Here is a 25,475-nt window from a genome sequence, read left to right as displayed (position 1 = left end):
CAAGCCGAAATCATGCCCAGCCTGCCCGCAGCCACACCCAGATCGCCTACCCCTTCCCCCGCAGATATCACGACGCCGCCGCCCTGCACCGGGCATGCCGCCCTGCTTTCCCGGCATGAATGGTTCGCCGCGCTTGCGCCCGGCCACCAGGCGCTGGCAGCGCGGCAGGTGGTGGTGCAGGATTTTGCCGCTGGCGCCTTCATCGCGCATCGTGGCGAGCCATCGCGCTACTGGATCGGGGTGGAGACCGGCCTGATCAAGCTCGCGGTCTACACGCCGGATGGGCGCGGTTGCACCTTTTCGGGGGTACCGGCGGGCGGCTGGTGCGGAGAAGGCAGTGTCATCAAGCGCGAAGCGCGGAGATACGATGTGATCGCCATCCGCGACTCCCGCCTGGCGCTGGTGCCCGACACAGTGTTCCACACCTTGCTCAGCGAAAGCCTGCCGTTTGCCAGCTTCGTGGTGCGCCAGTTGAACGAGCGCATGGGCCAGTTCATCGCCACCGTGCAGAACGAGCGGCTGCTGAGCGTCGATGCCCGCGTGGCGCAGGCGGTTGCCCAGCTCTTCCACCCGGCGCTGTACCCCCGTACCAGCGCGGTGCTGGAGCTGTCGCAGGAGGAGATCGGCCTGCTGACGGGGCTCTCGCGCCAGCGGGTCAACCAGGCGCTGCGGCGCCTGGCGGCGGAGGGCATGGTCGATTTGTCGTACCAGAGCATCCGGGTGACCGACCTCGAGCGTTTGCGTCACTTTGGCCTGTCGGAGCTGTAGGCAGCGGCCATCGTGCAGCGGTCGCGGCCAAGGCCAGCGCTGAAACCCTCCTTCGGCATCGTGAAACTCACTGGCCGCGCGAAGCCGTACAATGCGATTTTTCCCTGGCGCCGCGCCCGATGCGCGCCAGCCTGCGTCACCTGAGCTTCGCATGGCCCTCGTCAGCAGCACCGATCTGCGCCTCTCTCACCTGCGCTTCCCCTTTGCCGTGCGCGTCGACGCGCGGCATGGCACCGCGCGCCTGCGCGATGCGAACGCGCGGCGGGAGGTGACGCCTGGCAACCCGTTCGTGGTGCCGGCGTTTGCGTACTTCGATTGCGACCTGCTGCCAGCGCCGGGCCAAAGCACCACCATCACGCTGCAGGAAGTGCCGGACGACGCATGCCCGCGCATGACCCTGGCCACCCTGCCGGGCTGCCCGTGCCATTCGGAGAAACACTGGTCACGCACGCTTGCCGGCGAGATCTTCGGCCTGCCTCGGCTACCGTGGAATGCGGCACTGGTCGCGCAGCGATGGGAAGTCACCCCGCGGCTGGTACGCGCACGGCTGTTCGCCGAGGGCGAGGCGCTAGGCGTGCTGCTGCGCGAGCAGCGCGTCGCGCGCGCGGTGTACCTGCTTGCCGGCGGCAGCGGCGTGCGCACCGAGTGGCTGGCCGCGCAAGTGGGCCTGGGCAGCGGGGCTGCGTTGGCCTGCGCTTGCGCGAACACGCTGGGCCTTGCCGCGTTGAGCCTGCTCGAACCTGCCGACAACCGCGGAACCCCGCCGGGTCCGGCACCGCGCATGCACCTGGCGGCATAAGAGGCCGGCCTCTGGCGGTGACCGTGCAGCCGCTGATCGTGTGCTTTGTGCTGTCGGTAGCGCTGCCGGTCGGCTTGTAAAAATCTGCGGGATTTGTAAAAAGGGGCTGGCAGGACCCTGGCTAGTGGGCCCTGGCAAGTGGAGATCCACCGACTTGCAGTGCGTGTCGGACGCAGATCGGACGCGGCATCCGTACGGAAGAAGAAAGCGGAAGGCTGCGCCAGCCCTTGCCAGACCGGGATTCCCGGGGTATCAGCCGCGGCGGGACGCTCTCATGTGGCGCCAGCGCACAAGCCGTGGCACGCGCCTTGCGCTTTTCCCTCTCGCGGCACTACCGCCGCGCCATGGAGACAGAGATGGGACAGCAACAGCAACCCGGCCAAGGCCAGCAAGACCAAAGCAAGCAGCACCAGCAAGGTGGCCAACAAGGCGGACAGCAAGGTGGCCAGGATCAGAAGGGCGGCCAGCAACAGCAGCAGGACCGCGGCCAGGACAAGCAAGGCCAGCAAGGCCAGAAGACCGATCAGGCCGGGCAACAAAACCAGCAAGGCCAGAAGAGTGGTCAACAAGGGAGTGGCCAACAAGGCCACCGCTAGCCGCATGGGGCTGCAACAGCCACCGCAATAGCCTTCAGGGCCCGCCGCGACCTAACGCGGCTGACCTTAGGCGAATTAACGCTCTTTGCTCGCGGCGACGTTCTGCGTCGCCGCGGCGCGCCGCCTCCCCGGCGAAAGCGGGGAGGCGGCGTTGTGTTTCCTGCCGAGGCACTGAGCCGCAAGCGGCTTGCCAGGCAACATGAAACCTGAGGCGCCGATGACCTTAGCGCGCCTTCAGCAAATCCAGCGCCACGTCGACGATCATGTCTTCCTGCCCGCCCACCATGCGGCGGCGGCCCAGTTCGACCAGCACGTCGACGGTCTTCAGGCCGTACTTGCTCGCCGCGGCCTCGCTGTGGCGCAGGAAGCTGGAGTACACGCCGGCATAGCCCAGCGCCAGCGTTTCGCGGTCGACCCGTACGGGCCGGTCCTGCAGCGGACGCACGATGTCATCGGCTGCGTCCATCAGCTTGTACAGGTCGCAGCCGTGGTCCCATCCCATGCGCTCGGCGGCCGCGATAAAGACCTCCAGCGGGGCGTTGCCGGCGCCGGCGCCCATGCCGGCCAGGCTGGCGTCCACGCGGTCGCAGCCCTCCTCCACCGCCACGATGCTGTTGGCGACGCCCAGGCTCAGGTTGTGGTGCGCGTGCATGCCGGTCTGCGTTTCCGGCTTCAGCACCGCCTTGAAGGCGCGCAAGCGGTCGCGGACATCGTTCATGGTCAGCGCGCCGCCGGAGTCCACCACATAGCAGCAGGTGGCGCCGTAGCTCTCCATCAGCTTGGCCTGCGCGGCAAGGTTCTGCGGCGTGGTCATGTGGCTCATCATCAGGAAGCCAACGGCTTCCATGCCCAGATGGCGCGCATACTCGATATGCTGCCGCGAGACGTCCGCCTCGGTGCAATGCGTGGCCACGCGGACGATGCGCGCGCCGGCATCATAGGCTGCCTTGAGGTCGTGGACGGTGCCAATGCCCGGCAGCAACAGCGTGGCGATCTTTGCGTGCTTGACCACGCTGGCCACCGCCTCGATCCATTCCAGGTCGGTGTGGGCGCCAAAGCCGTAGTTGAAACTGGATCCCTGCAGCCCATCGCCGTGGGCCACTTCGATCGAATCGACCTTGGCGTCATCCAGCGCCTTGGCGATTTGCCGGGCCTGCTCGACGCTGTACTGGTGGCGCACGGCGTGGCTGCCGTCGCGCAGCGTCACATCGGAAATGTAGATCTTCTTTTGGCCTTGCATGGCAGGCACTCCTTATCTGCAGGTGAGTCAGGCGGCGGCGCGCTGGGCGAGCATGGCGCTCGCCATCCGCTCGGCGATGGTGAGCGCGGCGCTGGTCATGATGTCGAGATTGCCGGCGTAGGCCGGGAGGTAGTGCGCCGCGCCTTCCACCTCCAGGAACACCGAGGTCTTGAGCCCGCTAACACGCCCTACCCCAGGCACCACCAGCGGCGCATCCGCCGGGATGCGGTCGAACTGCACCTCTTGCTTGAGGCGATAGCCGGGCACGTATTGCCGCACCTCGGCGGCCATGGCATCGATCGACGCGGCGATGGCAGCCTCGTCCGCCATCGCGCTCAGGCAATACACCGTGTCGCGCATGATCAGCGGCGGCTCGGCCGGGTTGAGCACGATGATGGCCTTGCCCTTGCTGGCTCCGCCGATCGCTTCGATCGCCTTGGAGGTGGTCTCGGTGAACTCATCGATGTTGGCGCGCGTGCCGGGCCCCGCGCTCTTGCTGGAGATGCTGGCCACGATCTCGGCATACAGCACCGGCGCGACCCGCGATACGGCCGCCACCATGGGGATGGTGGCCTGTCCGCCGCAGGTGACCATGTTGACGTTGTGCGCGTCCAGGTGCGCATCGCCGTTGACCACCGGGATGCAGTAAGGGCCAATGGCCGCCGGCGTCAGGTCGATCATGCGCAGCGACGGCCGCAGGCCGCGCAGGAACGCATCGTTCTTCACGTGCGCGCCGGCGCTGGTGGCATCGAACACCACATCGATATCGCCGAACACAGGCAGGCGCGTCAACCCTTCCACGCCTTCGTGGGTGGTCGCCACGCCCAGGCGCGCGGCGCGCGCCAGGCCGTCCGATGCCGGGTCGATGCCGACCATCGCGCCCATCTCGATATGCGCGCCATGGCGCAGTATCTTGATCATCAGGTCGGTGCCGATATTGCCGGAACCGATGATGGCGGCTTTCAGTTTGCGGGTCATGGATCTCTCCTGTTGGAACTCTTGCGTCATTCCACGCTGGCGCCGCTGGCCTTGACCAGCGGGGCCCAACGCGTGCTTTCACTATTGAGGAAGGCGCCGAACTGCTGCGGCGTCATGGGCAACGCCTCCAGACCCTGGTCGGCAAAGCGCTTGGTCACCTCGGGTGCCTTGAGCGCCTTGAGCGCCGCCTCGTTGAGACGCGCGACGATGGCATCGGGCGTGCCGGCCTTGACCACCATGCCAAACCAGACGCCGGCATCCAGCCCGCCGATGCCGAGTTCGGACAGCGTGCGCACGTCCGGCAACGAAGGCGAGCGGCGCGGCGCGGCGATGGCCAGCGGCTTGACCTTGCCGCCCTTGATCAGCGGCGAGGTGGTGATCACCGGGTCAAACATCATGTCGACCTGCCCGGCCATCACATCCTGCAAGGCCGGGGCGGAGCCCTTGTAAGCCACGTGCGTCATGTGGCCGCCGGCCTTCTCGGCAAACAAGCCGCCCAGCAGGTGACCGATCGAGCCGATCCCCTGCGAGGCATAGTTCACGCCGTTCGGCTTGCTCTTGGACAGCGCTACCAGGTCCTTGACGGAATTGACGGGGCTGCCCTGCGGCACCACCAGCACCAGGGGCGACGAAGCCAGCGCCGTCACGGGCTTGAAATCCTTGAGCGGGTCGTACGAGAAATTGCGGTACAGGCCGGGATTGATCGCGAACATTTCGGTGGCGGCCACGAACATGGTGTAGCCATCCGCGTCGGCGCGCTTGACCGATTGCGCTGCGATCTGGCCGCCACCGCCGGGACGGTTCTCGACCACGACCGGCTTGCCAAGGCCGGTCTGCATCTGCTGCGCCATCTGGCGCGCAATCATGTCGGTCACGCCGCCGGCGGGGAACGGCACCACGATGGTCAGCGGGTGGCTGGGGAACGTGTCGGCATGGATGGGGGCGCTGCCAAGCACGCCGGCGGTCACGAGCAGTGCGCCTGCGAGGATGGATCTGGTGGGTTGCATGTTGTCTCCTTGTGTATTTTTAATGTGATGAAAAAGCTTGAGGTGGCGCGCGTCAGTCCGGCGCGAACCGCGCCCGCACGCTGCCGATGCCGCTGATGCGGGCCTCGAAGCGCTGCCCCGGCGCCACGGCCACCATCGGCCCCAGCGCACCGGTCAGGATCAGGTCGCCGGCACGCAGCGGGTCCCCCAGCGAGGCCAGCTTCCGGGCCAGCCAGACCGCGGCGTTAAGCGGATGGCCAAGGCAATCCGCGCCGGAACCCGCCGAAACGCGCTCCTCATCGCGCAGCATTTCCATCTTCACGGTCTTCAGGTCCAGGCCAGCCAGCAGCACCGGCACCGCGCCCAGCACCACCAGGCCGCTGGAGGCGTTGTCAGCCACGGTATCCACGTACGAGATATCCCAGTTGCGAATGCGGCTGCCGACCACTTCAATCGCGGGCAGCACGTAGGCGACGGCGTTGATCAGGTCGACCAACGTGGCGTCCTTCTCCGGCACATCGCGGCAGAGCACCAGCGCGACCTCGGCTTCGGCCTTCGGCTGCAGGGTGCGGGCGACGGGAATCGGCTGGTCATCGCCGAAGACCATATCGGCAAACAACGTGCCGAAGTCGGGTTGGTCCACGCCAAGCTGGCGCTGCACCGCAGGCGAGGTCAGGCCGATCTTGCGGCCTACCACGCGGCGGCCCTGGGCCCGCCACGCGTCGACGTTGGCGCGCTGGATGGCATAGGCCATTGCTGCATCGCCCGGCGGGATTTCGCCGCGCAGCGGCGCAACCGGCGTGCGCGTCTGCTCTGCCTCGCGCAGCCGCCTGGCGAGCGCGAGCGTCATTTCCTGGTTTGACATGGTTGGCTCAGGTTGGGTTGGGTTGGGTTGGGTTGGGTTATGCGTGCCCGGTGGCGGGCTGTGCCTGCATCACGCCGAAGCCTGCGATCCACTCGTCGATGGGCCGGTAGTACTCGATCGATGCCTGGTAAGGCCCGGCAGCGGCCAGCGCGCCAAAGGCGGCGATCCAGGTGCGGATCTCGTGCGCCGACTTGCCGGCGTCGCGCGTGATGTCGTCATTGCGCATGGCATCCACCGCGGCGAGGTTTGCGCTGGCCAGCCGTTCCAGGAAGGCGCGGTCCCAGGCCGGGTTGAGCGGATGCAGGGGGCTGTCGCCTTTGGTGAACGCTTGCGCGGCGGCCACGGTACGCGCCTGGCGGGCAGCGCGCGACTCGGGCGGCGGATTGCGCCCGGCAATCAGGCGCTCGGCGGCCTGCGCATCGGCCGAGGCGATTTCCGGCACGGGCGGCTCGTGCGAGATGCCACCCGACCCCACCACCAGCACACGCTTGCCCAGGCCTTGCAGGAAGCGACCGATCGCGTCGCCAAGCAGCCGCGCACGCCGGCACGTTGCCATGGGCGGCGCCACCGAGTTGATGAAGACGGGGATGACCGGGCAAACGGCCAGCCCGCCCAGCAGGACTTCCAGCGCCTGCGCGCAGCCGTGGTCCACCTGCATGCGGTACGACACGGCCACATCCACGTCGCGGTCCAGCACCGCCTGCGCCATCGCGAGGGCGGTGTCGCGCGGCACATCGAGCGGGCCCGCCAGGCTCTTGAAGTCGCCAATGGCACTGGCCGCCACGCCGATGCAGAACTGCGGCATCACATCGTAGAAGAAGCCGTTGAAGTGATCCGGCGCAAAGACCACCACCAGCTCCGGCGCAAAGGCTTGCACGCGCGCGCGCGCCGCGGCCTGCACGCGCTCCACTTCGGCCACGATCTCCGGCGCGGGATCGTGGTAGCCGTGCAGCGGCGTATGGGACAAGCATTCGAGATGCATCGGCATGTCAGGCTCCCCGCGCAAAGGCGATGGCGCGGTCGCGCGCCGGCTGCGTGCCTGGCCGCGCGGGCAAAGCGCCCGCCGCAGCGGCAGCTGACGGTGACGCGTCGGACAGCGCGAGCTTTGCGGCCAGCGCCTGGATGGCATCGGACACCTGCTGCGGCGAGCACATACCGGCGATAAAGCGGTCGGGGCGCAGCAGCACCACGGAGCCGGGCAGCTTGCCGAACCACTCCTTGAGACGCCCGGCGGTGTCGCCGATGGCAATCACTCCTTGCGGCACGTCGTCGCGATAGGCAAGCTGCGTATCGGGCTTGGCCATGACGAAGCACGCGCCCAGCTTTTCCCAGACGGCGCGCGCTTGCGGCGTCAGGCCGAAGGTCGGGTCCGCGCCCCAGGCAACGATGGCAAAGCGATTGCCGATCACGTCGTCCAGGCGCACGGTATGGCCTTGCTCGGTGCGCACCATTGGCTGGATGAACATGCGCCCAACCGGCGAGCTTCCCGCCGGATCGCGGCCGTGAACGAGCCGGCCAACCAGCGAATCCCGCTTCTCGCTCATCAGGCCCAGCATGCGTCCGAGCGGCGAATTGCCGGAGCGCTCCAGCAAGCGCGCAAGGAAGCGGTCGTCACCCTGGCGCTCGGGCAATAGCACCACACCCGATTCATAGCGCGGCATGGGCTTGAAGCGCATCTCCACGAAGTACTGCTTGACCGAGGGAAACACGTTCAGCACGCGGGTCAGGCCATCGCGCAGCGACGCGCCGAAGCGGCTGGCGGGCGCGAAGATGTCGCCCGCCACTTCGGACAGGTGGATCATCGAGCGCGCATGGGCGCGCCGCTCCATGCCGTAGGTATCCAGCAGGCGGTCCTGCGCTATGCCCTTGACCACCATCGCCAGCTTCCAGCCCAGGTTGCTCGCGTCGCGGATGCCGCTGTTGTAGCCCTGCCCTTGCCAGACCGGCATGATATGCGCGGCGTCGCCCGCCAGCAGCACGCGCTTGACGCGGAACGTCCGCGCCAGGCGCGCGTTATGGGTGTAGACGCGCTTGCGGATGTAGTCGACCTTGTCCGGATCGGCCACCACCTTGCGGATCAGCGCGGCGAGGTTCTCCGGCCGGGACAGTTCCTCTTCCGTCTCGCCGGGCATGACCATGAACTCGAAGCGGCGGATCCCGTGCGGGAGCGCGGCCGACACATAGGGACGCGTCGGGTCGCAGTGCATGTAGATATGCGGCGTGCCGATCGGGTCATTGCGCACGTCCACCACGATCCACTGGTTGGGCTTGGTGCGCCCTTCAAACGGCACGTCCAGTGTGCGCCGCACGACGCTGTTGCCGCCATCGCAGCCGGCTAGGTAGGCGGCGCGGATGGTGGTGACACGTCCGTGCGCGTCTTCCGCGCGGATCGTCACGCCGTGTTCGTCCTGCGTGAAGGCCGATACGCCATGGCCGAACAGCACCTGCACATGGGCAAAGCGCTGCAGGCCCTCGTACAGGATCTGGTCCGCCAACGGCTGGATAAAGGCGTTGCGGCGGGACCAGCCAAACTCATCGGTGCGCGGCTCGATCGACGCGAAGCAGCGCCCGGTATGCGTGACAAAACGCATCCAGTGGTGCGGCGTGGTATGCGGCAGCAGCGCATCGGCCAGGCCAACCGACTGGAACACCCGCAGGGCCTCGTCGTCCAGGCCAATGGCGCGTGGGTAGTCGATGATCTGGTCCAGCTTCTCGACCAGCACGACGCGCACGCCCTGCAGTCCAAGGATGTTGGCAATCATCAGGCCCACCGGGCCGGCGCCGATGATGGCGACGTCGGTGTCCAGATCCTGCGGACGAGCGTCTGCGCCCGCCATCTCGATGGCGTTGTTCATGTCTCCCCTCCTGCTTGTCCGGTACTTGCCGGCTTAGACCGTGGCCGCTTCCGGCACGGCGTTACCGAGCAGGAAATTCAGGTGAATGCGGTTGAATGTGTCGGCATCCTCGAACTGCGGCCAGTGGCCGCAGCCGTCCATCACCGTAAACAGCGCGCCGGGAATCATGGTGGCGATGCGCCGTCCTTCCGACACATCGGCGGTGGGATCGTCGGAGGTCCACAGCACCAGCGTCGGGGCCTTGATGCGGCCATAGTGTTCGGCGCGAAGGATGTTGCGCTGGCGCGTTTCCATGTCCTGCAACACCATGTTGCCGCGCTGGGCCTCGACCATGCCGGGTTGCATGTAGATGGCCTGACGCGTGGCGATCAGGTCGTCGAAGGCCTTGGCCTTGTCGGCCATCAGCCATTCCACGCGCGCCTTGATGAAGTCCCAGCCCGGCTCTTCCACGGCGCGCATCGACAGGGTCTTGAGGCGCTCCATCACCACCGGGTCCGCCTGCGAGCCACCTGCGGTGTTCAGCACCAGCCGCTCCACGCGTTCGGGATGGTCGATCGCCAGGCGCGCGGCCACCCATCCGCCCAGCGACTCCCCGCTGAACGCAGCGCGCGCGATGCCGAGGGTATCCATCACGCGGATCACGTGGTCGACGTAATCGGCAATCTCGCGCCCGCCCGCCGGCTTGTCGGTCCAGCCGTGGCCGATCATGTCGATGGCCCATACGTCGAAATGCTCGGCATGCGATTGCAGGTTGCGCACATAGGCCTCGGCGTGGCCGCCGACGCCGTGCAGCAGGATCAGAGCGGGCTTGCCGCTGCTGCCGGCATGCAGGTAGCGGGTGCGGATGCCCTTGGCATCGAGCCAGCCCTGGCTGAAGGAAACGCCGCGCAACTCGCCCCAGATGCTCTGGAACGGCAGCTCGGGCTGGCTGGACGGGACGGACTTGAGGGGCGTGGCGGCGGTCGACATCGTGTCTCCTTCGTTCGTGAATGTTTTTTGAATGGCTAACTGGTACAGCGGAGTGTAGAGAGCCGATTGCATCCCGACAAAAAAACGAACAGAATGTGCAAGGAGTGCACAACGTTGATTTAAAAGGGTTTTTTATGCCTGATAAGCCTGATACGCCTGGGGTGCCTAGGTTGCCCAGGGCGCCTGATAGGCGCACCTCGCCTTACGCCAGCGTGCGCGGGCTGACCCGCGGCCTGGACGTGCTGAAGGCGCTGAACCGGATGGAAAGCGGGCGCGGGACCGCTCAGCAGCTGAGCGAGCTGACCGGGCTGCACCGCACCACGGTCCGACGCCTGCTGGAGACGCTGATCGCAGAGGGGTTCGTGCGCCGCAGCGAGTCGGACGACAGCTATCGCCTGACGCTGCAGGTCAGGGCCTTGAGCGAAGGCTTCAATGACGATGAGTGGATCTCCACCATCGCCGCGCCGCTGATGGGCGAGCTGCTGCAGCGCGTGCTATGGCCGTCGGACCTGACCACGCCCGACGGCGACGCCATGATCATTCGCGAGACCACGCACCGCTTCAGCCCACTGTCCTTCCACCGCGCCATGGTCGGGCGGCGCCTGCCGATGCTGTCGACGGCCGCCGGGCGAGCCTACTTTGCGTTTTGCGGCGAAGGAGAACGGGAGGACATCCTCAACCTGCTGCGCTCGGGCGGCGGCGGCGATGAGCAGGCGGCGCTGGCCAACAACGCCGCCTATGTGCGCAAGCTGGTTGCGCGCGTGCGCGAGGATGGCTTCGGGTCAAATCGCGGAGACTGGCTGGAGCAGCGCAAGATCGGCGCGGTCGCCGTGCCCATCCGGCACGCGGACCGCGTGCGCGGCAGCCTCAATGTGGTGTATCTGGCGCGTGCCCTGAGCGAGGAGGAGGCAGTCAAGCGCTTCGTGGCGCCGCTGCAGGACATAGCCAGTCGCGTGCAGGAAGCCATGGCCTCGCCGGCGTCCGCGCGGCGGGCCACCTAGGCGAGGCTCAATCCAGCACGATCTTGTGCGCGCGGATCAAGGCACCCCATTTGGCGCGCTCATTGTCCACGAACGCGGCAAAGCCCGCCCGGCTGTCGCCCATAGGCTCTAGCCCAAGCTCCTGCATTTGCCTGACCACCGCCGGGTCCTTCAGCGCCGCGGCAATCGCCGCGTTGAGCTTGTCGACCGAGGCCGGCGGCGTGCCGGCCGGGACCACCACGCCCTGCCACGCAAACGCCGTGAAACCGGGCAGCCCGGCCTCGGCAAAGGTCGGCACGTCCGGCAGCACCGCCGAGCGCTGCTCCGCGGGCAGCGCGATAGCGCGAAGCCGCCCGGCGCGGATCAACGGCACCGCTGCCGAGAGATCGGCCATCATGAAATCGACCTGCCCGCCCGCCACATCCTGCAACGCGGGTGGCGTGCCTTTGTACGGCGCGTGGACGGCGCTGGCCTGCACGCGGTCAAGCAGCAGCTCGGCGCTCAGGTGGTGCGGGCTGCCGGTGCCGACAGAGGCATAGGTGGCCTTGCCCTGCCCCGCTTTCAGCCACGTGATGAACTCGGGCAAGGTCTTTACCGGCAACGCCGGGTTAGCGACCAGTATCACGGGCAGCTTCACCAGCGAGGTCACCAGCGTGAAATCCTTGGCGGTGTCATAGGGCAGCTTGCGATACAGCGCCGGGTTAAGTACCAGCGTACCCTGCCCGGCAGTCAGCAGCGTAGCGCCGTCGGCACGCGCCTTGGCCACATCCTGCGCGGCGAGGATGGTGGCGCCGCCCGGCTTGTTGTCGACCACGAAGTTCTGGTGCATGACTGGCGCGATCTTCTGCGCGACGATGCGCGTGGCGAGGTCGCTGCCGCCGCCGGCGGTGTAGGGCACCACCCAGCGTGCGGCGGGGTCGGCGGCGTGGGCGCTGGTGCCACCCAGCGCGATCGCCAGCCCCGTGACAACGCGCGACGCATGCTGCGCCATGGAATGGAAGCGCGTGCGCCGGGCGCAGGCGTTTGCTTGCATGATTGGGTCTCCTCCGATTTTCCGTTGTTTGTTTTTTGTGCTTTGTGTAGTACGCAGCTAGTACGTCTTATCCCGGCTGGTCCCCGCACTGCCCTGGCCCTTGAATTGCGCGGCAAGGCTCTCTGCCGCACGGGCCAGCATCGTGGCGTCCACCCCAACGGCGGTAAACGTGGTACCCAGCGCCATGTACTGCCGCGACTGCGCCACGTCGGCGCTGAGTATGCCCGCGCCCTTGCCGGCGCGGCGGATACGCGCGATGGCGTCGGCGATGGCACTCTGCACGTCCGGATGGCCCGGGTTGCCAAGATGGCCCATGTCGGCGGCAAGATCCGCCGGGCCGATAAACACGCCATCCACGCCTTCGGTGGCGGCGATCGCATCGAGGTGCGCAAGCCCGGCGCGCGTCTCCACCTGCACCAGCACGCACATCTCGCCGTTGGCCCGGGCCAGGTAGCCGCCGACACGGTTCCAGCGCGAGGCACGCGCCATGGCGCTGCCCACGCCGCGCACGCCTTGCGGCGGGTAGCGGGTGGCGGCCACCGCGGCGGCCGCCTCGGTCGCGTCCTGCACCATCGGCACGAGCAGGGTCTGCACGCCCAGGTCAAGCAACTGCTTGATCTGCACGGTGTCGTTCCACGACGCACGCACCACCGGCCGCACGGGATAGGCGGCCAGCGCCTGCAGTTGCGCCAGGATGGACGGCACGGTGTTGGGTGCGTGCTCGCCGTCGATCAGTAGCCAGTCGAAGCCGGCGTCGGCCAGCACTTCGGCGGTGTAGGGACTGGCCAAGCCGAGCCACAGGCCGATCTGCTGCTCGTTGGCGGCTAGCGCGCGCTTGAAGGTATTGAGGGGGATTTCCATGATGGCGTCCGGGTCAGGCGTTCAGCCGAAGTGGCAGGCCACGGCGCCCAGCGCGCCATAGTCCACGTGGAATGTATCACCCGGGCTGGCCGCCACCGGCCGCGTGAAGGAGCCGCCGAGGATCACCTCGCCCGCTTCCAGGCCCACGCCATGCGGATGCAGCTTGTTGGCCAGCCATGCCACGCCGTTGGCGGGATGGTTGAGCACGCCGGCGGCCACGCCGGTTTCCTCGATCACGCCGTTGCGCGACATGATGGCCGAGACCCAGCGCAGGTCCACATCGAACGGCCGCACCGGGCGCCCGCCCATCACCACGCCGGCATTGGCCGCGTTGTCGGCAATGGTGTCGAACACCTTGCGCGGGCGCTTGCTGTCGGGGTCGATCCCATGGCTGCGCGCATCGATGATCTCCAGCGCGGGGATCACGTAGGCGGTAGCGTCATACACGTCGAACAGCGTGCAGTTCGGCCCCTTGAGCGGCTTGTCCAGCACGAAGGCCAGCTCCACCTCCACGCGCGGCACGATAAAGCGCCCCGGCGGGATCGTCGCGCCGTCCTGGAAGAACATGTCGTCCAGCAAGGTGCCGTAGTCAGGCTCGTCGATCTGCGAGGAAAGCTGCATGGCGCGCGAGGTCAGGCCGATCTTGTGGCCTTTGATGGTGCGGCCTTCGGACAGCTTGTGGGCCAGCCATTCGCGCTGGATGGCGTAGGCGTCTTCAATCGTGATGTCGGGGTGGTCCAGCGAGATTTGCCGGATCTGCTGGCGCGATTGCTCTGCGCCGTGCAGGCGATGGGCGATCTGGTGGATCAGCTCTGGGCTGAGCATGGGGTCTCCGTGGGAAGCGTTGAGCGTTGAGCGTTGAGCGTTGAGCGTTGAGCGTTGAGCGTTGAGCGTAGGGGGCCTGTTGCCTGACGATGGAACCGGTCAGCCCTTCTTGAAGCGGGCGTGCACGTTGTTGTGCTTGTAGCTGCCGCCCTCGTTGAACTCAACCAGCTCCATTGACAGCGCCAGGTAGCGCCGCGCATACAGCTCGGCAAAGTGCGCCTTGACAGCCTCGAAGAGCGCATCGCAGGCCGCCTTCCTGGTCGCCTCGGGTCGCCCGGCGCCGATCTTCAGCGTGATGTGGACGAAGGCGTAGTCCTCCTCGCCGTCGGCCATGCGGTAGTCGGTCAGCGCCAGCGCGCGCGAGCGGATGCCGCCGATGGGAAACACGCCGTCCTGCGCGATCAGCACGTCGTTGATGGTCTTGAGCAGGGCGGGCACGCGCGCGTCGGCGCGGATGTTGTCCGTGTACTCGACGATGATGTGGGGCATTGGCAGGCCTCTCCGATAAAGCGTGAATCGTTATCCGTGATCGATGACCGGTGATTCCTCAGCGCACCGGGAAGATCGCATTGATCTGCCCGGTGCCCGAGCTGGTGAAGTAGTCGGTGACGATCTCCACCGGGCGATCGTACTTGTCCCAGCCCAGCAGGCCCAGCAGCATGGCGGTGTCATGCATGCCGCCCTCGCCGATGCAGTGCTCGTTGTACTCCGGCAGCATGCGGCAGAAGGTGGCCCAGTCGCCTTGCTTCCAGAGCTCCACCACGCGCAGGTCCACCTGCTTGAAGAACTCGCGGCTGATCTGGTGGATGCTTTCCTCGGGGCTGTTGTTGTCGTTGAAGCGGTGCGACAGCGAGCCGCTGGCGAGAAACGCCACATTGGCATCGCTGGCCTCGATGGACGCACGCAGCGCCTGGCCAAAGCGGCGGCTTTCATCGAGCTGGTGCCAGGCGCACCAGGCCGCGATGGAGACCACCTTGAAGTGGCGGTCGGCGTTCATGTAGCGCATCGGCACCAGCGTGCCGTACTCCAGCTCCAGGCTGGCGATCTCGTGGGCGCGGCTCATCACGCCCTGCTCGCACGCGGTGCTGGCGATCAGCCGGCCCAGTTCAGGATTGCCGTCATAGGCGTAGGCCATGTCCTTGATGAAATGCGGCAGCTCGTTGCTGGTGTAGATGCCCTCGAAGTGCGCGTTGCAGTTGACGTGGTAGCCGGCGTTGACCAGCCAGTGCACATCGGCCACCACGATGGTGTCCACGCCCAGCTCCCGGCAGCGCCGGCCGATCTCGCGGTGCCCGGCAATCGCTGCCTCACGGCAGCCGTGGTGCTTGCCCGGCAGCTCGGACAGGTACATCGACGGCACGTGCGTGACCTTGGCTGCGAGGGATAGCTTGCCCATGGCGGTGTCTCCTGTTTTGCTTTGTCTTGATGCGGGCTGCGCTCAAACGCCCCAGCGCGGAATATGATGCCCGCCCATCGAGATGCAAACGTTCTTCACCTCGGCAAACACCTCGAAGCTGAACTCGCCGCCTTCGCGCCCCGTGCCGGATGCCTTGGTGCCGCCAAACGGCTGGCGCAGGTCGCGCACGTTCTGGCTGTTGACGAACACCATGCCAGCTTCGATGCCACGCGCCAGCCGGTGCACCTTGCCCACGTCCTGGGTCCAGATGTACGAGGCCAGGCCGTAAGCGGTGTCGTTGGCCATGGCCAGGCCATCGTCTTCGCCCTTGAACGGGATCAGGCAGGCCACCGGGCCAAAGATCTCTTCCTGCGCCACGCGCATGTGGTTTTCCACGTTGGCCAGCACCGTGGGCTGCACGAAGTTGCCATTGCGCAGGTGAGCGGGCAGGTCGGACGGGCGCTCGGCGCCGCCGGCCAGGATGGTGGCGCCCTCCTGCTCGCCCAGGCGGATATAGCCCGTGACCTTCTCCCAGTGCTGCTGGGTGATCATGGCGCCCACATGCGTGTGCTCGCTGGTCGGGTCGCCCACGCGCAAGCGCCTGGCGCGTTCGGCGAACTTGCCGACGAAGTCGTCGTAGACCGTGTCCTGCACGAAGATGCGCGAACCCGCGGTGCAGCGCTCGCCGTTGATCGAGAAAATGGTGAACAGCGCGGCGTCCAGCGCGCGCTCCAGGTCCGCGTCGTCGAACACCAGCACCGGCGACTTGCCGCCCAGTTCCATCGAGAATTTCTTCAGGCCCGCGCGCTCGATGATGCGCTTGCCGGTAGCCGTGCCGCCCGTAAACGAGACGGCCCGCACGTCCGGATGGCGCACCAGCGCGTCCCCCGCGCTGGCGCCGTAGCCCTGCACCACGTTGAGCACGCCAGCGGGCACCCCCGCTTCCAGCGCCAGCATGCCGAGCTGGTCCGCCGTGAGCGGCGACAGCTCCGACATCTTCAGCACCGCGGTATTGCCCAGTGCCAGGCATGGCGCGACCTTCCAGGTAGCGGTCATGAAGGGCACGTTCCACGGCGAAATCAGCGCGCACACGCCCACCGGCTGGTAGAGCGTGTAATTGAGCATCTGGTCATCGACGGGATAGGTGCGGCCATTCATCTGCACGCACACTTCGGCGAAGAAATTGAAGTTCTCGGCGGCGCGCGGGATCAGCTGCTTGCCGGTCTGTGCGATCGGCAGGCCGGTGTCCTGCGTCTCCAGCGCGGCCAGGTGCGGCACGTGCCCGGTGATCAGGTCGGCCAGGCGGCGCATGATGCGGGCGCGCTCCTTGGCCGGGGTATTGGCCCACTTGGGGAACGCCGCCTTGGCGGCCGCCACCGCGGCGTTGACCTCGGCCTCGCCGCCCGCGGCCACCGTGGCAATCTCTTCGCCGGTGGCCGGGTTCCAGGTGGTGAAGGTGTCCTTGCTGTCGACCTGCTTGCCGTTGATCCAATGCTTGATCATGGTTGTCTCCTGTTGGCATTTGGTGCGCCCGGTGCGCCCGGTGCGCCCGGTGCGCCTGGGTTCGCTTCAGCTCGCGTCAACTCGCTTCAGCGCCCGCTGCCGTATTCGGTAGCCGAGGCAATGGTGTTCACCAGACGCCCCACCCCTTCGATCTCGGTGACGATCTCATCGCCCGGCTGCGTGTCCGCCAGCCCCTCCGGCGTGCCGGTCAGGATCACATCGCCCGCCTCCAGCGTCATGAAGCTGCTGAGGTATTCGATCAACCACGGGACGGCGAAGATCATGTCGCGGGTGCTGCCCTGCTGGGTCAGCTTGCCGTTGACGGTCGTGGTGAGCGCGAGGTTCATCGGATCCGGCACGTCTTCGCGATCCACCAGCCACGGCCCCAGCGGCGTGCAAGTGTCGCGGTTCTTCACCCGCAGGTTGGGGCGATAGTAGTTTTCCAGGTAGTCGCGGATGGCGTAGTCGTTGGCGACCGTATAGCCGCGCACGTAGTCATAAGCTTGCGCCGCCTTGACGCCGCGCGCCGTGCTGCCGATCACCACCGCCAGCTCGCACTCGTAATGCATGTACTTCACGCCCTCCGGCCGGATGGTATGCGCCCGGTGGCCAATGAACGCGCCCGGCCCCTTGAGGAAGACGAGAGGTTCTTCCGGCGCCTTGAAGGCCAGTTCGCGCGCGTGGTCGGCATAGTTCAGGCCAAGCGCGAAGGTGGTGCGCGGCACCACGGGCGGCAGCCACGTCACGGCGTCCTCGCTGACCACGCGGCCGTCGTCCAGGCGCAATGCGCCTTCGCCAGCCGGCTGCGCGGTGTGGACCAGGCCATCGAAGGCTACGCGTGCGGTTCTCATGCTGCCTCCCCGGGCGCTGCCTTGATGCCGTGCCGCAGGCGCCCTACTTGTTCGATTTCGATCTCCACCCTGTCGCCGGCACGCGCCAGCGGCGCGCCTTCGGGCACGCCCGCCAGCAGCACGTCGCCGGCTTCGAGCGACATGAAGGCGGTGACATCGGCCAGCAATTGCGCCACGGGGCGCAGCAGGTTGCCGGTGTGGTTACGCTGGCGCTCCTCGCCGTTGATGCGCACCACCATGCTGAGCGCATCGGCGTTGCCGACCTGCTCGCGGGCCATCACCCACGGGCCGATCGGGCAATAGCCATCGCGGCACTTGTGGCGCACCGCCGGGCGGTAATAGCTGGCGTGCGGCACGCTGACATCCGACACCACGGTGTAGCCGGCGATATAGTCCGCGGCCTGCGCCGGGTCGATGCGGGTTGCGCGCCGGCCGATCACGATGCCAAGCGCCGCGCCGATTTCCAGGGTTTCCTGGCCCGGTGGCAGCTCGACAAGGCTGCCATGGGCGGCCAGCGTATTGGCCGGCTTGATGTAGAGGATCGGACCAGCAGGCGGCGCCTGGTAAGGGGCTGCATTGACACTGTCGCCAAGGGCCGCGAGCGCGCCCTTGAAGTTCAGCAGCGTGCCGTACACCGTGCCGGTGATGGCGGGCTGCCACATGAATTCATCCTCGCGCAGGGCGCGCCCACCGTCCAGCGGCAGCAAGGTGGCACCGTCCACCGGCACTGCCCGCACTGGCCGGCCGCCGGCGGCGATTCTGGCTTGTCGCATCGTGCTCCTCTCTGGTTGCGCCCGCGCGTGGCCGGGCGCTTGCGCTGCCGGGCCGGCGGATCGTCGACGGCGGATCGCCCGTTGGCGCCGCCTGTACTTAACATGTTAATGAGATTGCAGGATAGTTTCAACCCCATTGTGATCCGCGGCGCCGCGATCTTGCCGGCCGGCTCTTCGCGCCCTCGTCTGCGCCTGTCATCGTGCTGTCATGCAGCATCCCCAGAATTCGCGCTGTACCGGGTTTCGCCTTGCCGCAGCGCGATAGCGCTAATGCACCGCAGCAGCAAAAAGGCTTGCGACCCGATTTTTTTGCGGCTTGAATGAAAACGTTTTCATTTTTGCCGCCGTTGCGTGCCTGGTTCGCCATGCGCGCGATGTGATCCCGAAACCAAGACCGGAAGCTCTGACGTGAAGCGCACCCAGGACCGTTCCAGCAGCACCGCCCCGGACGCCGCCGGCACCGCCACGCTGGTGGACGTTGCGCAAGCAGCTGGCGTATCGCTAGCTACCGCATCGCGCGCGTTCAACAGCCCGGCGCTGGTGCGCGAAGGCACCGCGCAGCGCGTGCTGGAAGCCGCACGGCGGCTGAGCTTCCGCCCCAACCTGCTCGGCAGCAAGCTGCGCGCGCAGCAAAGCCGGATGATCGGCGTGATGCTGCCCACCCTGGAAAACGCGGTGTTCGCCGAATGCTGGCGGGGCATCGAGGATGCCGCGCTGGCCGCCGGCTACTCGCTGATGCTGGTGACCAGCGCCTACGACCCCGCGCGCGAACGCGAGCGCATCGAATACCTGCTGCGCCACCGCGTCGACGGCATGGTGCTCACGGTGGCCGACGCCGCCCGCAGCGCCGTGCTCGACCAGCTCGATGCCGAAGGCGTGCCCTATGTGCTGGCCTACAACCAGGCAGCCGCGCGCGGCCAGCGCCACTCCGTCTCGGTGGACAACCGCGGCAGCGCCCGCGAAGGCGTGCAAGCCCTGATCGCGGCGGGGCACCGCCGCATCCGCGTGGTCTCCGGCGCCTTCGTCGCCTCCGACCGCGCGCGCCAGCGCTTCGAGGGCTACCGCGACGCCATGCACGCGCACGGCCTGGAAGCCGCGCCGCCGCTTTGCCTGCCCACCCACACCGCCAGCAACGCTGACCAGATCGGCGCGCTGGCCGCCGGGCCGGATGCGCCCACCGCTTTTTTTTGCACCAACGACCTGCTGGCGATCGGCGTGATCTCCGACCTGAAGCGGCTCGGCCTGCGCGTGCCGCGCGACATCTCCGTGCTGGGCTACGACGGCATCGCGCTGGGCGCGCTGGTGGAGCCGCCACTGGCATCGGTGGTGCAGCCCAACAGCGAAATCGGCGAGCGCGCCGTTGCGCAGTTGCTTCAGCGCTTCGGCCTCGCACCAACCGGCGTATCCAACGTCTCCAACGTCTCCAACGTATCCGACGTATCTGGCGCCCGACCCGGGCGCATCACCTTGCTGCCCCACGGCCTGCGCCTGGGCGGCACGGTAGCCGCACCGGCATGACCCTTCACCCACCGCCTTCCCCCAGCCCTCGTATGCAACCCAAGGAGTTCACCATGCAAGCAACCCGTTCCTGGCACAAACCGCTGCGCCGGATCGCCAGCGCGCTAGGCGCCGCCGCCGTCTGCGCATTCAGCCAGGGCGCGGCAGCGCAAACCGCGATCTGCTACAACTGCCCGCCCGAATGGGCAGATTGGGCCTCGCAGATCCGCGCCATCAAGGAAAAGACCGGCGTCACGGTGCCGCATGACAACAAGAACTCCGGCCAGTCGCTCGCGCAGCTGGTCGCCGAAAAAGGCAGCCCGGTAGCGGACGTGGTGTACTACGGCGTGACCTTCGGCATCCAGGCCAAGAAGGACGGCGTGACCGCCCCCTACAAGCCGGCCCACTGGAACGACATCCCCGACGGCCTCAAGGACCCGCAAGGCAACTGGTTCGCCATCCACTCCGGCACGCTCGGCTTCATGGTCAACGTCGACGCCCTGCGCGGCAAGCCCGTGCCGCAGTCCTGGGCCGACCTGCTCAAACCCGAGTACAAGGGCCTGATCGGCTACCTCGACCCGGCCAGCGCCTTTGTCGGCTACGTCGGCGCGGTTGCCGTCAACCAGGCGATGGGCGGCTCGATGGACAACTTCGGCCCGGCCTTCAAGTACTTCCGCGACCTGCAGAAGAACCAGCCCATCGTCCCCAAGCAAACCGCCTACGCCCGCGTGCTCTCCGGCGAGATCCCGATCCTGCTGGACTACGACTTCAACGCCTACCGCGCCCGCTACAAGGACAAGTCCAACGTGGCCTTCGTGATTCCGAAGGAAGGCACGGTGGTGGTGCCGTACGTGATGAGCCTGGTGAACAAGGCGCCGCACGATGCGCAAGGCAAGAAGGTGCTGGACTTTGTCCTGTCCGATGAAGGGCAAGCCCTGTGGGCCAATGCCTACCTGCGCCCCGTGCGCAGCGCCGCCGTGCCCAAGGAAGTGCAAGCGCGGTTCCTGCCGGCAGCCGATTACGCGCGCGCCAAGCCGGTGGATTTCGGAAAGATGGCAGATGCGCAGAAAGGCTTCAGCGAGCAGTATCTGAAGGAAGTCCGTTGAATGGCGAGCGCAAGCGGATGAGTGCGGCATCGCAAGCTTGACGGCGCCCGCCCTCTCCCACAAGTGGGAGAGGAGAGCCAACCAGCGGCAAGATCAACCCATTGTTGTAGCCGTGTGAAGCGCCCGAAGGGCGGGCCACACCCCAACGCGATGCGAAGCGAGCCGTCAAGGTGTGCCAAGGCCGTATGGGGCGCCTCGGGATTCGGCGAAAAGAGCGGAAAAGAGGGACCCATGTCTGAGTATCGCCTTAAGGCGATGCGAGTTTGGGTCCCGGCCGCTCTTTTCGTCGAAGCCCGAGGGGGTGTCGCCCCATCCGGCGCGCCTTCTTTGCCTACTTTCTTGGCAAGACAAGAAAGTAGGTCGCCGCGCCGCAGGCGTGGTGAAACTGCAGTTGAAGTTGAAGTTAAGCCCTTGAAGTTAAGCATCCCCCCATGAACCCAAGCAACCAACGTTGAAGCTGATCCTCCCCCACCCCCGGGAAAAAGCAAACCCATCATGCCTAAACGAAGCCCCCCACTCCTCCTCTTCGCCCTCCCGGCCCTGATCGTCTTCTTCGCCTTCTTCTGCCTGCCCATGGCAAAGCTGCTGGCGATCAGCGTCACGGGTGAAAAAGGCGCGAGCGTCTACTGGACCGTCATCTCAAGCGAGCGCTATCTGCACAGCCTGATGGTCACCGTGCTGCTTTCGGCAACGGTCACGCTGGCCACCCTGATCATCGCCGGCATCACAGGCACCTTCCTGGAGCGCAATGCCGTGCCCGGAAAAGCCCTGCTGGTCGCCATGCTGACGTTCCCGCTCGCCTTCCCCGGCGTCGTCATCGGCTTCATGGTCATCATGCTGGGCGGGCGCAACGGCCTGCTCGCCATGGTGAGCGACTGGCTGGTGGGAGACCGCTGGACCTTTGCCTACGGTCTCGCCGGCCTGTTCGTCGGCTACCTGTACTTCTCCATCCCACGCGTGATCCTGACGGTGATGGCAGCCGTTGCCAAGCTCGACGCGTCGCTGGAAGAAGCCGCCCGCTCGCTCGGCGCAGGCCGCTGGCGCGTGGTGCGCGACGTGATGCTGCCCGCGCTGATGCCGGCCATGATTTCCAGCGGCGCGATCTGCTTCGCCACCAGCATGGGCGCCTTCGGCACCGCCTTCACGCTGGCCACGCAGCTCGATGTCTTGCCGCTGACCATCTACAACGAGTTCACCAACTACGCCAACTTCGGCATGGCCGCCGCGCTGTCCGTGCTGCTCGGCACGGTCACCTGGGCCCTGCTGGCGGTGGCGCGCTGGTTCTCGGGCGACGCCGTCGCCGCTACTGCCTGAGGCTACCCATGATGACGTCTTCCCGCCGCGGCAATGCCTACTGGCTGCAGCTCGCGCTCACCCTTCTGGTATGCCTGTTCATGGTGGTGCCGGTGGTGCTGTCCGTGCTCGCCGGCCTCACCAACAACATCTTTGTCGGCGTGTCCAGCGGCCTCACCACGCGCTGGCTGGTAGAGGTGTGGGCGCTCTACCGCAACACCATCTTCCTGTCGCTGGGCATTGCCCTGGCGTGCCTGGCTTGCACCCTGGTGCTGGGCGTGCCCGCGGCCTACTACATGGCGCTGCGGCGCGGGCGCGTGACGCGCCTGATCGAGGAGCTGCTGATGCTGCCGGTGGCGGTGCCAGGGCTGGCCACCGCGCTTGGGTTGATCCTGCTCTACGGCGGCTGGCAGGCATTTCGCACGAGCTGGCTGTTTATCCTCGTGGGCCACGTGCTGTTTACGCTGCCGTTCATGGTGCGCTCGGTGCTGGCCATCATGTCGGCCATCGATATCCGCACGCTGGAGGATGCTGCCGCCAGCCTGGGCGCAAACCGCCTGCAGCGCTTCTTTACCGTGGTGCTGCCGAACTGCCGCCAGGGCATCCTGGCCGGGGCGCTGATGGTGGTGACGCTGTCGGTGGGCGAGTTCAACCTGACCTGGATGCTGCATACGCCCACCACGCAGACGCTGCCCGTGGGGCTGGCCGACAGCTACGCCTCGATGCGGCTGGAGATCGGCTCGGCCTACACCATCGTGTTTTTCTTCATGATCATCCCGCTGCTGGTGCTGATGCAGGGCTTGTCCGCGCTGGGCGCGCGCGCCCGCAAGCACCAGCCGCTTGCCGACGGCGCCGACGCCAGAACGATCCCCGGCACCGATCCGCTCTCCACTTCCGAGGCCCGCCATGCATGAACCGACCACCATCACGCTGCGCCACTGCGGCAAGACCTTCGCCGACGGCACGCTGGCGCTGCAACCGCTCGACCTCGACATCGGCGCAGGCGAGACCGTGGTATTGCTCGGCCCCTCGGGCTGCGGCAAGACCACCACACTGCGCATCATCGCCGGGCTGGAGTTCCCCGACGCCGGCGGCGTGGTGATGTTTGGCGATAACGATGTGACGCCGCTGCCGATCGAGCAGCGCGGCGTGGGCATGGTGTTCCAGAGCTACGCACTGTTCCCCAACATGACCGTAGCGGAAAATATCGCCTACGGCCTGCGCGTGCGCCGCATCGACGCGGCCGCGCGCCGCCGCCGGGTGGACGAGATGCTCGCCATGATGCATCTGGGGCCTTTTGCCGAGCGGCGCATCGACCAGTTGTCCGGTGGCCAGCGCCAGCGCGTGGCGCTGGCCCGCGCCATTGCCGTGCAGCCGCGCGTGCTGCTGCTCGATGAGCCGCTGACCGCGCTGGACGCCAAGCTGCGCGATGCCTTGCGCGCCGACATCAACCAGTTGCTGCGCAGCCTGCATATCACCGCCGTCTACGTTACCCACGACCAGGCCGAGGCAATGGCGCTGGGCGACCGCATCATCGTGATGGACCGTGGCCGCATCGCGCAGACCGGCACGCCGCAGCAGATCTACCGCGCGCCGGCCAATGCCTTCGTGGCGGATTTCATCGGCACCATGAACCGCCTGCCGGCCGTGCTGGAGGCCGATGCCTGGCGCGTGCCGGGCGGCCTGGTGCCGCGCCATGGCACTGCCGCAAGCCTCGCCGCCGCGCCCTCGCCGCGCGCCGAACTGCTGTTCCGCCCCGAAGACGTCGCGCTGGCGCAGGCCGAGGATGCCCACCTGGGCGGCTCGGTCGTCACCGCGCTGTTCCTGGGCAACTACACGCGCTTGCTGGTCGACGTGGGCGCGCCGGCGCCGCTTGTTGTCGACACCACCCGGCGCGATGGCTGGCTCGCGGGCGACCGCGTGGGCCTGCGCCTCGATACCGGCCACCTGATCACGCTCCCCGAAGCACTCCGCGCATGAACACCCCCAACGACAAAGCAGCCGGCACCTACCTGCTGGCCCACATCACCGACCTGCACATCAAGGCCGGCGGCAAGCTGTCCTACCGCATGGTCGACACCGCAGGCGCGCTGCGGCGCTGCATCGCGTCGCTGCTGGCGGCGCCGCAGCGGCCCGACGCCGTCGTCATCACGGGCGATCTGGTGGACTTCGGCACCGAGGAGGAATACCGCTTCCTGCGCGGCATCCTGCAAACGCTGCCGATGCCGGTGCGGCTCTTGCCCGGCAACCATGATCACCGCGCCACGCTGCGCCGCGTGTTTGCCGATCACGATTACCTGTTCGCCAACGGCGACGGCGACGCGCCGGTTCACTACAGCGTGGAGGCCGGGCCACTACGCCTGGTGGCCTTCGACTGCACGGTGCCGGGAAAGCCGGGCGGCCAGGTCGATCCCGCCGCGCTGCCGTGGCTCGAGGCCACGCTCGCGGCCGAGCCTGGCAGGCCCACGCTGCTGATGCTCCACCACCCGCCCTTTCATACCGGCATCGGCCACATGGACCAGCAGGGCCTGGCGGACGCGGCGCTGCTGGAGGCGGTGGTGCGCAGGCACCCGACCGTCGAGCGCGTGCTGTGCGGCCACCTGCACCGGCACATCACGCACCGCTTTGGCGGCACCATCGCCATGACGGCGCCGGGTCCCGCGCATCAGGTCACGCTCGATCTCGATCCGCAGGCGGCCTCGCGGTTTCGCATGGAGCCGCCCGGCTACCTGCTGCATCAGTGGGATCCCGCGCATGGGCTGGTCAGCCACGCGGCGGTGATCGGTGACTTTGGCGCAGACCATCCTTTCTTCGATGCCGCGGGCAAGCTGATCGACTGACTGACTGGCCGGCCGGTCAGTTAAGAAGGGATCGGCACATCGGTCTGCAACAGGTTGCATCCCCCAGCGGCCAGCCCATCCGGCAGCACGAAACCGTGGCCCAAAAAAAACCCACTGCCGGGTGGTAGTGGGTAACAAAAGTGGTATGGGCGAGTCGCGGAAATCACCCATGCGTACATGGTGACACCAGATGTCCGCGAACAAAATAATCCTTCTGGACTAGTGTCCATCCCTGCGCCAAGCCGCCGGTGCCGGCATGCGGCAGAGCATTTCCCGCGAGGGCCTGCGCACAGGCGACCTGCGGGGCGGCCCCGCGCCAGACGCCGCGGTGCCCTACCCATCCTTTCCCCTCTTTAGTGGGGAAATAGACAAGCCCACCATAATCGAGTCCAATTCGCCCTGGCGCTCGCTTCGACCGGGGCGCAGCGCGTCACATTTTGCTCCACTTGTTCCATCGGCCG

Annotated in this window: 25 protein-coding genes; 9 read left to right on the top strand and 16 right to left on the bottom strand. The window is 67.1% G+C overall.

Annotation, left to right across the window (positions count from 1 at the left end):
* Positions 1 to 12: 12 nt before the first annotated feature.
* Together A9975_RS08875 and A9975_RS08870 are read left to right on the top strand one after the other, a co-directional pair.
* Positions 13 to 768: a Crp/Fnr family transcriptional regulator gene (locus A9975_RS08875; RefSeq protein ID WP_255503117.1), complete on the top strand. Its 756-nt coding sequence runs from the start codon at positions 13 to 15 to the stop codon at positions 766 to 768.
* 151 nt (positions 769 to 919) lie between these two features.
* Positions 920 to 1,567 carry an AraC family transcriptional regulator gene (locus tag A9975_RS08870; RefSeq protein WP_183032260.1) on the top strand — a complete coding sequence of 216 codons (648 nt, stop codon included), beginning with the start codon at positions 920 to 922 and terminating at the stop codon, positions 1,565 to 1,567.
* 272 nt (positions 1,568 to 1,839) lie between these two features.
* On the opposite strand, the gene A9975_RS08865 is transcribed toward A9975_RS08870, so the two are convergent.
* The 8 genes from A9975_RS08865 to A9975_RS08830 all read right to left on the bottom strand — a co-directional run bounded on the left by A9975_RS08865 (position 1,840) and on the right by A9975_RS08830 (position 10,056).
* A complete protein-coding gene (locus tag A9975_RS08865) occupies positions 1,840 to 2,136 on the bottom strand; it encodes a hypothetical protein (protein WP_183032259.1) in 297 nt (98 codons plus the stop codon).
* 250 nt (positions 2,137 to 2,386) lie between these two features.
* Complete coding sequence (gene dmpG / locus A9975_RS08860) at positions 2,387 to 3,403, bottom strand: 4-hydroxy-2-oxovalerate aldolase (protein WP_183032258.1); 1,017 nt, start codon at positions 3,401 to 3,403, stop codon at positions 2,387 to 2,389.
* 27 nt (positions 3,404 to 3,430) lie between these two features.
* On the bottom strand, positions 3,431 to 4,381 hold the full coding sequence (locus A9975_RS08855) for an acetaldehyde dehydrogenase (acetylating) (RefSeq protein WP_183032257.1): 951 nt from the start codon (positions 4,379 to 4,381) through the stop codon (positions 3,431 to 3,433).
* Between the two features lie 26 nt (positions 4,382 to 4,407).
* Positions 4,408 to 5,388, bottom strand: coding sequence for a tripartite tricarboxylate transporter substrate binding protein (locus A9975_RS08850; protein WP_183032256.1), 981 nt, complete (start codon positions 5,386 to 5,388; stop codon positions 4,408 to 4,410).
* A gap of 52 nt (positions 5,389 to 5,440) precedes the next feature.
* Entirely contained in the window at positions 5,441 to 6,232 is a 792-nt protein-coding gene (gene mhpD, locus A9975_RS08845; protein ID WP_220810662.1) for a 2-keto-4-pentenoate hydratase, read from the bottom strand.
* A 37-nt stretch (positions 6,233 to 6,269) separates the two neighbouring features.
* Positions 6,270 to 7,220, bottom strand: coding sequence for a 3-carboxyethylcatechol 2,3-dioxygenase (locus A9975_RS08840; RefSeq protein ID WP_183032255.1), 951 nt, complete (start codon positions 7,218 to 7,220; stop codon positions 6,270 to 6,272).
* 1 nt (position 7,221) lies between these two features.
* Complete coding sequence (locus A9975_RS08835; protein WP_183032254.1) at positions 7,222 to 9,087, bottom strand: bifunctional 3-(3-hydroxy-phenyl)propionate/3-hydroxycinnamic acid hydroxylase; 1,866 nt, start codon at positions 9,085 to 9,087, stop codon at positions 7,222 to 7,224.
* A 33-nt stretch (positions 9,088 to 9,120) separates the two neighbouring features.
* Positions 9,121 to 10,056: an alpha/beta fold hydrolase gene (locus A9975_RS08830; protein WP_183032253.1), complete on the bottom strand. Its 936-nt coding sequence runs from the start codon at positions 10,054 to 10,056 to the stop codon at positions 9,121 to 9,123.
* 134 nt (positions 10,057 to 10,190) lie between these two features.
* Between A9975_RS08830 and A9975_RS08825 the strand changes: the two genes are divergently transcribed.
* Positions 10,191 to 11,057, top strand: a complete 867-nt coding sequence (locus A9975_RS08825) for a DNA-binding transcriptional regulator (RefSeq protein ID WP_183032252.1) — start codon at positions 10,191 to 10,193, stop codon at positions 11,055 to 11,057.
* 7 nt (positions 11,058 to 11,064) lie between these two features.
* On the opposite strand, the gene A9975_RS08820 is transcribed toward A9975_RS08825, so the two are convergent.
* From A9975_RS08820 to A9975_RS08785, 8 genes are all read right to left on the bottom strand, one after another.
* Positions 11,065 to 12,069 (bottom strand): tripartite tricarboxylate transporter substrate binding protein, encoded by a 1,005-nt coding sequence (locus tag A9975_RS08820; protein ID WP_183032251.1) that lies wholly within the window; start codon positions 12,067 to 12,069, stop codon positions 11,065 to 11,067.
* Positions 12,070 to 12,126: 57 nt separating this feature from the next.
* Positions 12,127 to 12,930: a 4-hydroxy-2-oxoheptanedioate aldolase gene (gene hpaI, locus A9975_RS08815; RefSeq protein ID WP_183032250.1), complete on the bottom strand. Its 804-nt coding sequence runs from the start codon at positions 12,928 to 12,930 to the stop codon at positions 12,127 to 12,129.
* Between the two features lie 21 nt (positions 12,931 to 12,951).
* Positions 12,952 to 13,755, bottom strand: a complete 804-nt coding sequence (gene hpaH / locus A9975_RS08810) for a 2-oxo-hept-4-ene-1,7-dioate hydratase (RefSeq protein WP_043354739.1) — start codon at positions 13,753 to 13,755, stop codon at positions 12,952 to 12,954.
* 99 nt (positions 13,756 to 13,854) lie between these two features.
* Positions 13,855 to 14,244 carry a 5-carboxymethyl-2-hydroxymuconate Delta-isomerase gene (locus A9975_RS08805; protein ID WP_150989474.1) on the bottom strand — a complete coding sequence of 130 codons (390 nt, stop codon included), beginning with the start codon at positions 14,242 to 14,244 and terminating at the stop codon, positions 13,855 to 13,857.
* Between the two features lie 58 nt (positions 14,245 to 14,302).
* Positions 14,303 to 15,151: a 3,4-dihydroxyphenylacetate 2,3-dioxygenase gene (gene hpaD, locus A9975_RS08800; protein WP_183032249.1), complete on the bottom strand. Its 849-nt coding sequence runs from the start codon at positions 15,149 to 15,151 to the stop codon at positions 14,303 to 14,305.
* 42 nt (positions 15,152 to 15,193) lie between these two features.
* The gene (hpaE, locus tag A9975_RS08795) at positions 15,194 to 16,654 is read right to left on the bottom strand and encodes a 5-carboxymethyl-2-hydroxymuconate semialdehyde dehydrogenase (RefSeq protein ID WP_183032248.1); all 1,461 of its coding nucleotides are present in this window, start codon (positions 16,652 to 16,654) and stop codon (positions 15,194 to 15,196) included.
* An 86-nt stretch (positions 16,655 to 16,740) separates the two neighbouring features.
* Positions 16,741 to 17,505 carry a fumarylacetoacetate hydrolase family protein gene (locus A9975_RS08790; RefSeq protein ID WP_183032247.1) on the bottom strand — a complete coding sequence of 255 codons (765 nt, stop codon included), beginning with the start codon at positions 17,503 to 17,505 and terminating at the stop codon, positions 16,741 to 16,743.
* Entirely contained in the window at positions 17,502 to 18,167 is a 666-nt protein-coding gene (locus tag A9975_RS08785; protein WP_220810679.1) for a fumarylacetoacetate hydrolase family protein, read from the bottom strand. The genes A9975_RS08790 and A9975_RS08785 overlap by 4 nt, the downstream gene beginning before the upstream one ends.
* A 519-nt stretch (positions 18,168 to 18,686) precedes the next feature.
* On the opposite strand from A9975_RS08785, the gene A9975_RS08780 reads away from it, so the two are divergent.
* The 6 genes from A9975_RS08780 to A9975_RS08755 all read left to right on the top strand — a co-directional run bounded on the left by A9975_RS08780 (position 18,687) and on the right by A9975_RS08755 (position 25,014).
* On the top strand, positions 18,687 to 19,796 hold the full coding sequence (locus A9975_RS08780; RefSeq protein WP_183032246.1) for a substrate-binding domain-containing protein: 1,110 nt from the start codon (positions 18,687 to 18,689) through the stop codon (positions 19,794 to 19,796).
* A 53-nt stretch (positions 19,797 to 19,849) separates the two neighbouring features.
* Positions 19,850 to 20,881 carry an ABC transporter substrate-binding protein gene (locus tag A9975_RS08775; protein ID WP_183032245.1) on the top strand — a complete coding sequence of 344 codons (1,032 nt, stop codon included), beginning with the start codon at positions 19,850 to 19,852 and terminating at the stop codon, positions 20,879 to 20,881.
* A gap of 495 nt (positions 20,882 to 21,376) precedes the next feature.
* Entirely contained in the window at positions 21,377 to 22,195 is an 819-nt protein-coding gene (locus A9975_RS08770; RefSeq protein ID WP_150989492.1) for an iron ABC transporter permease, read from the top strand.
* 11 nt (positions 22,196 to 22,206) lie between these two features.
* Positions 22,207 to 23,088: an ABC transporter permease gene (locus tag A9975_RS08765; RefSeq protein ID WP_150989558.1), complete on the top strand. Its 882-nt coding sequence runs from the start codon at positions 22,207 to 22,209 to the stop codon at positions 23,086 to 23,088.
* Entirely contained in the window at positions 23,081 to 24,154 is a 1,074-nt protein-coding gene (locus tag A9975_RS08760) for an ABC transporter ATP-binding protein (protein WP_183032244.1), read from the top strand. The genes A9975_RS08765 and A9975_RS08760 overlap by 8 nt, the downstream gene beginning before the upstream one ends.
* Positions 24,151 to 25,014, top strand: coding sequence for a phosphodiesterase (locus A9975_RS08755; protein ID WP_183032243.1), 864 nt, complete (start codon positions 24,151 to 24,153; stop codon positions 25,012 to 25,014). Before A9975_RS08760 ends, A9975_RS08755 begins: the two co-directional genes overlap by 4 nt.
* Positions 25,015 to 25,475 lie beyond the last annotated feature (461 nt).

Source organism: Cupriavidus sp. UME77 (assembly GCF_014170355.1).
GTDB classification, from domain to species: Bacteria; Pseudomonadota; Gammaproteobacteria; order Burkholderiales; family Burkholderiaceae; genus Cupriavidus; species Cupriavidus basilensis.
This window is presented reverse-complemented; position numbering and strand designations above follow the sequence as displayed.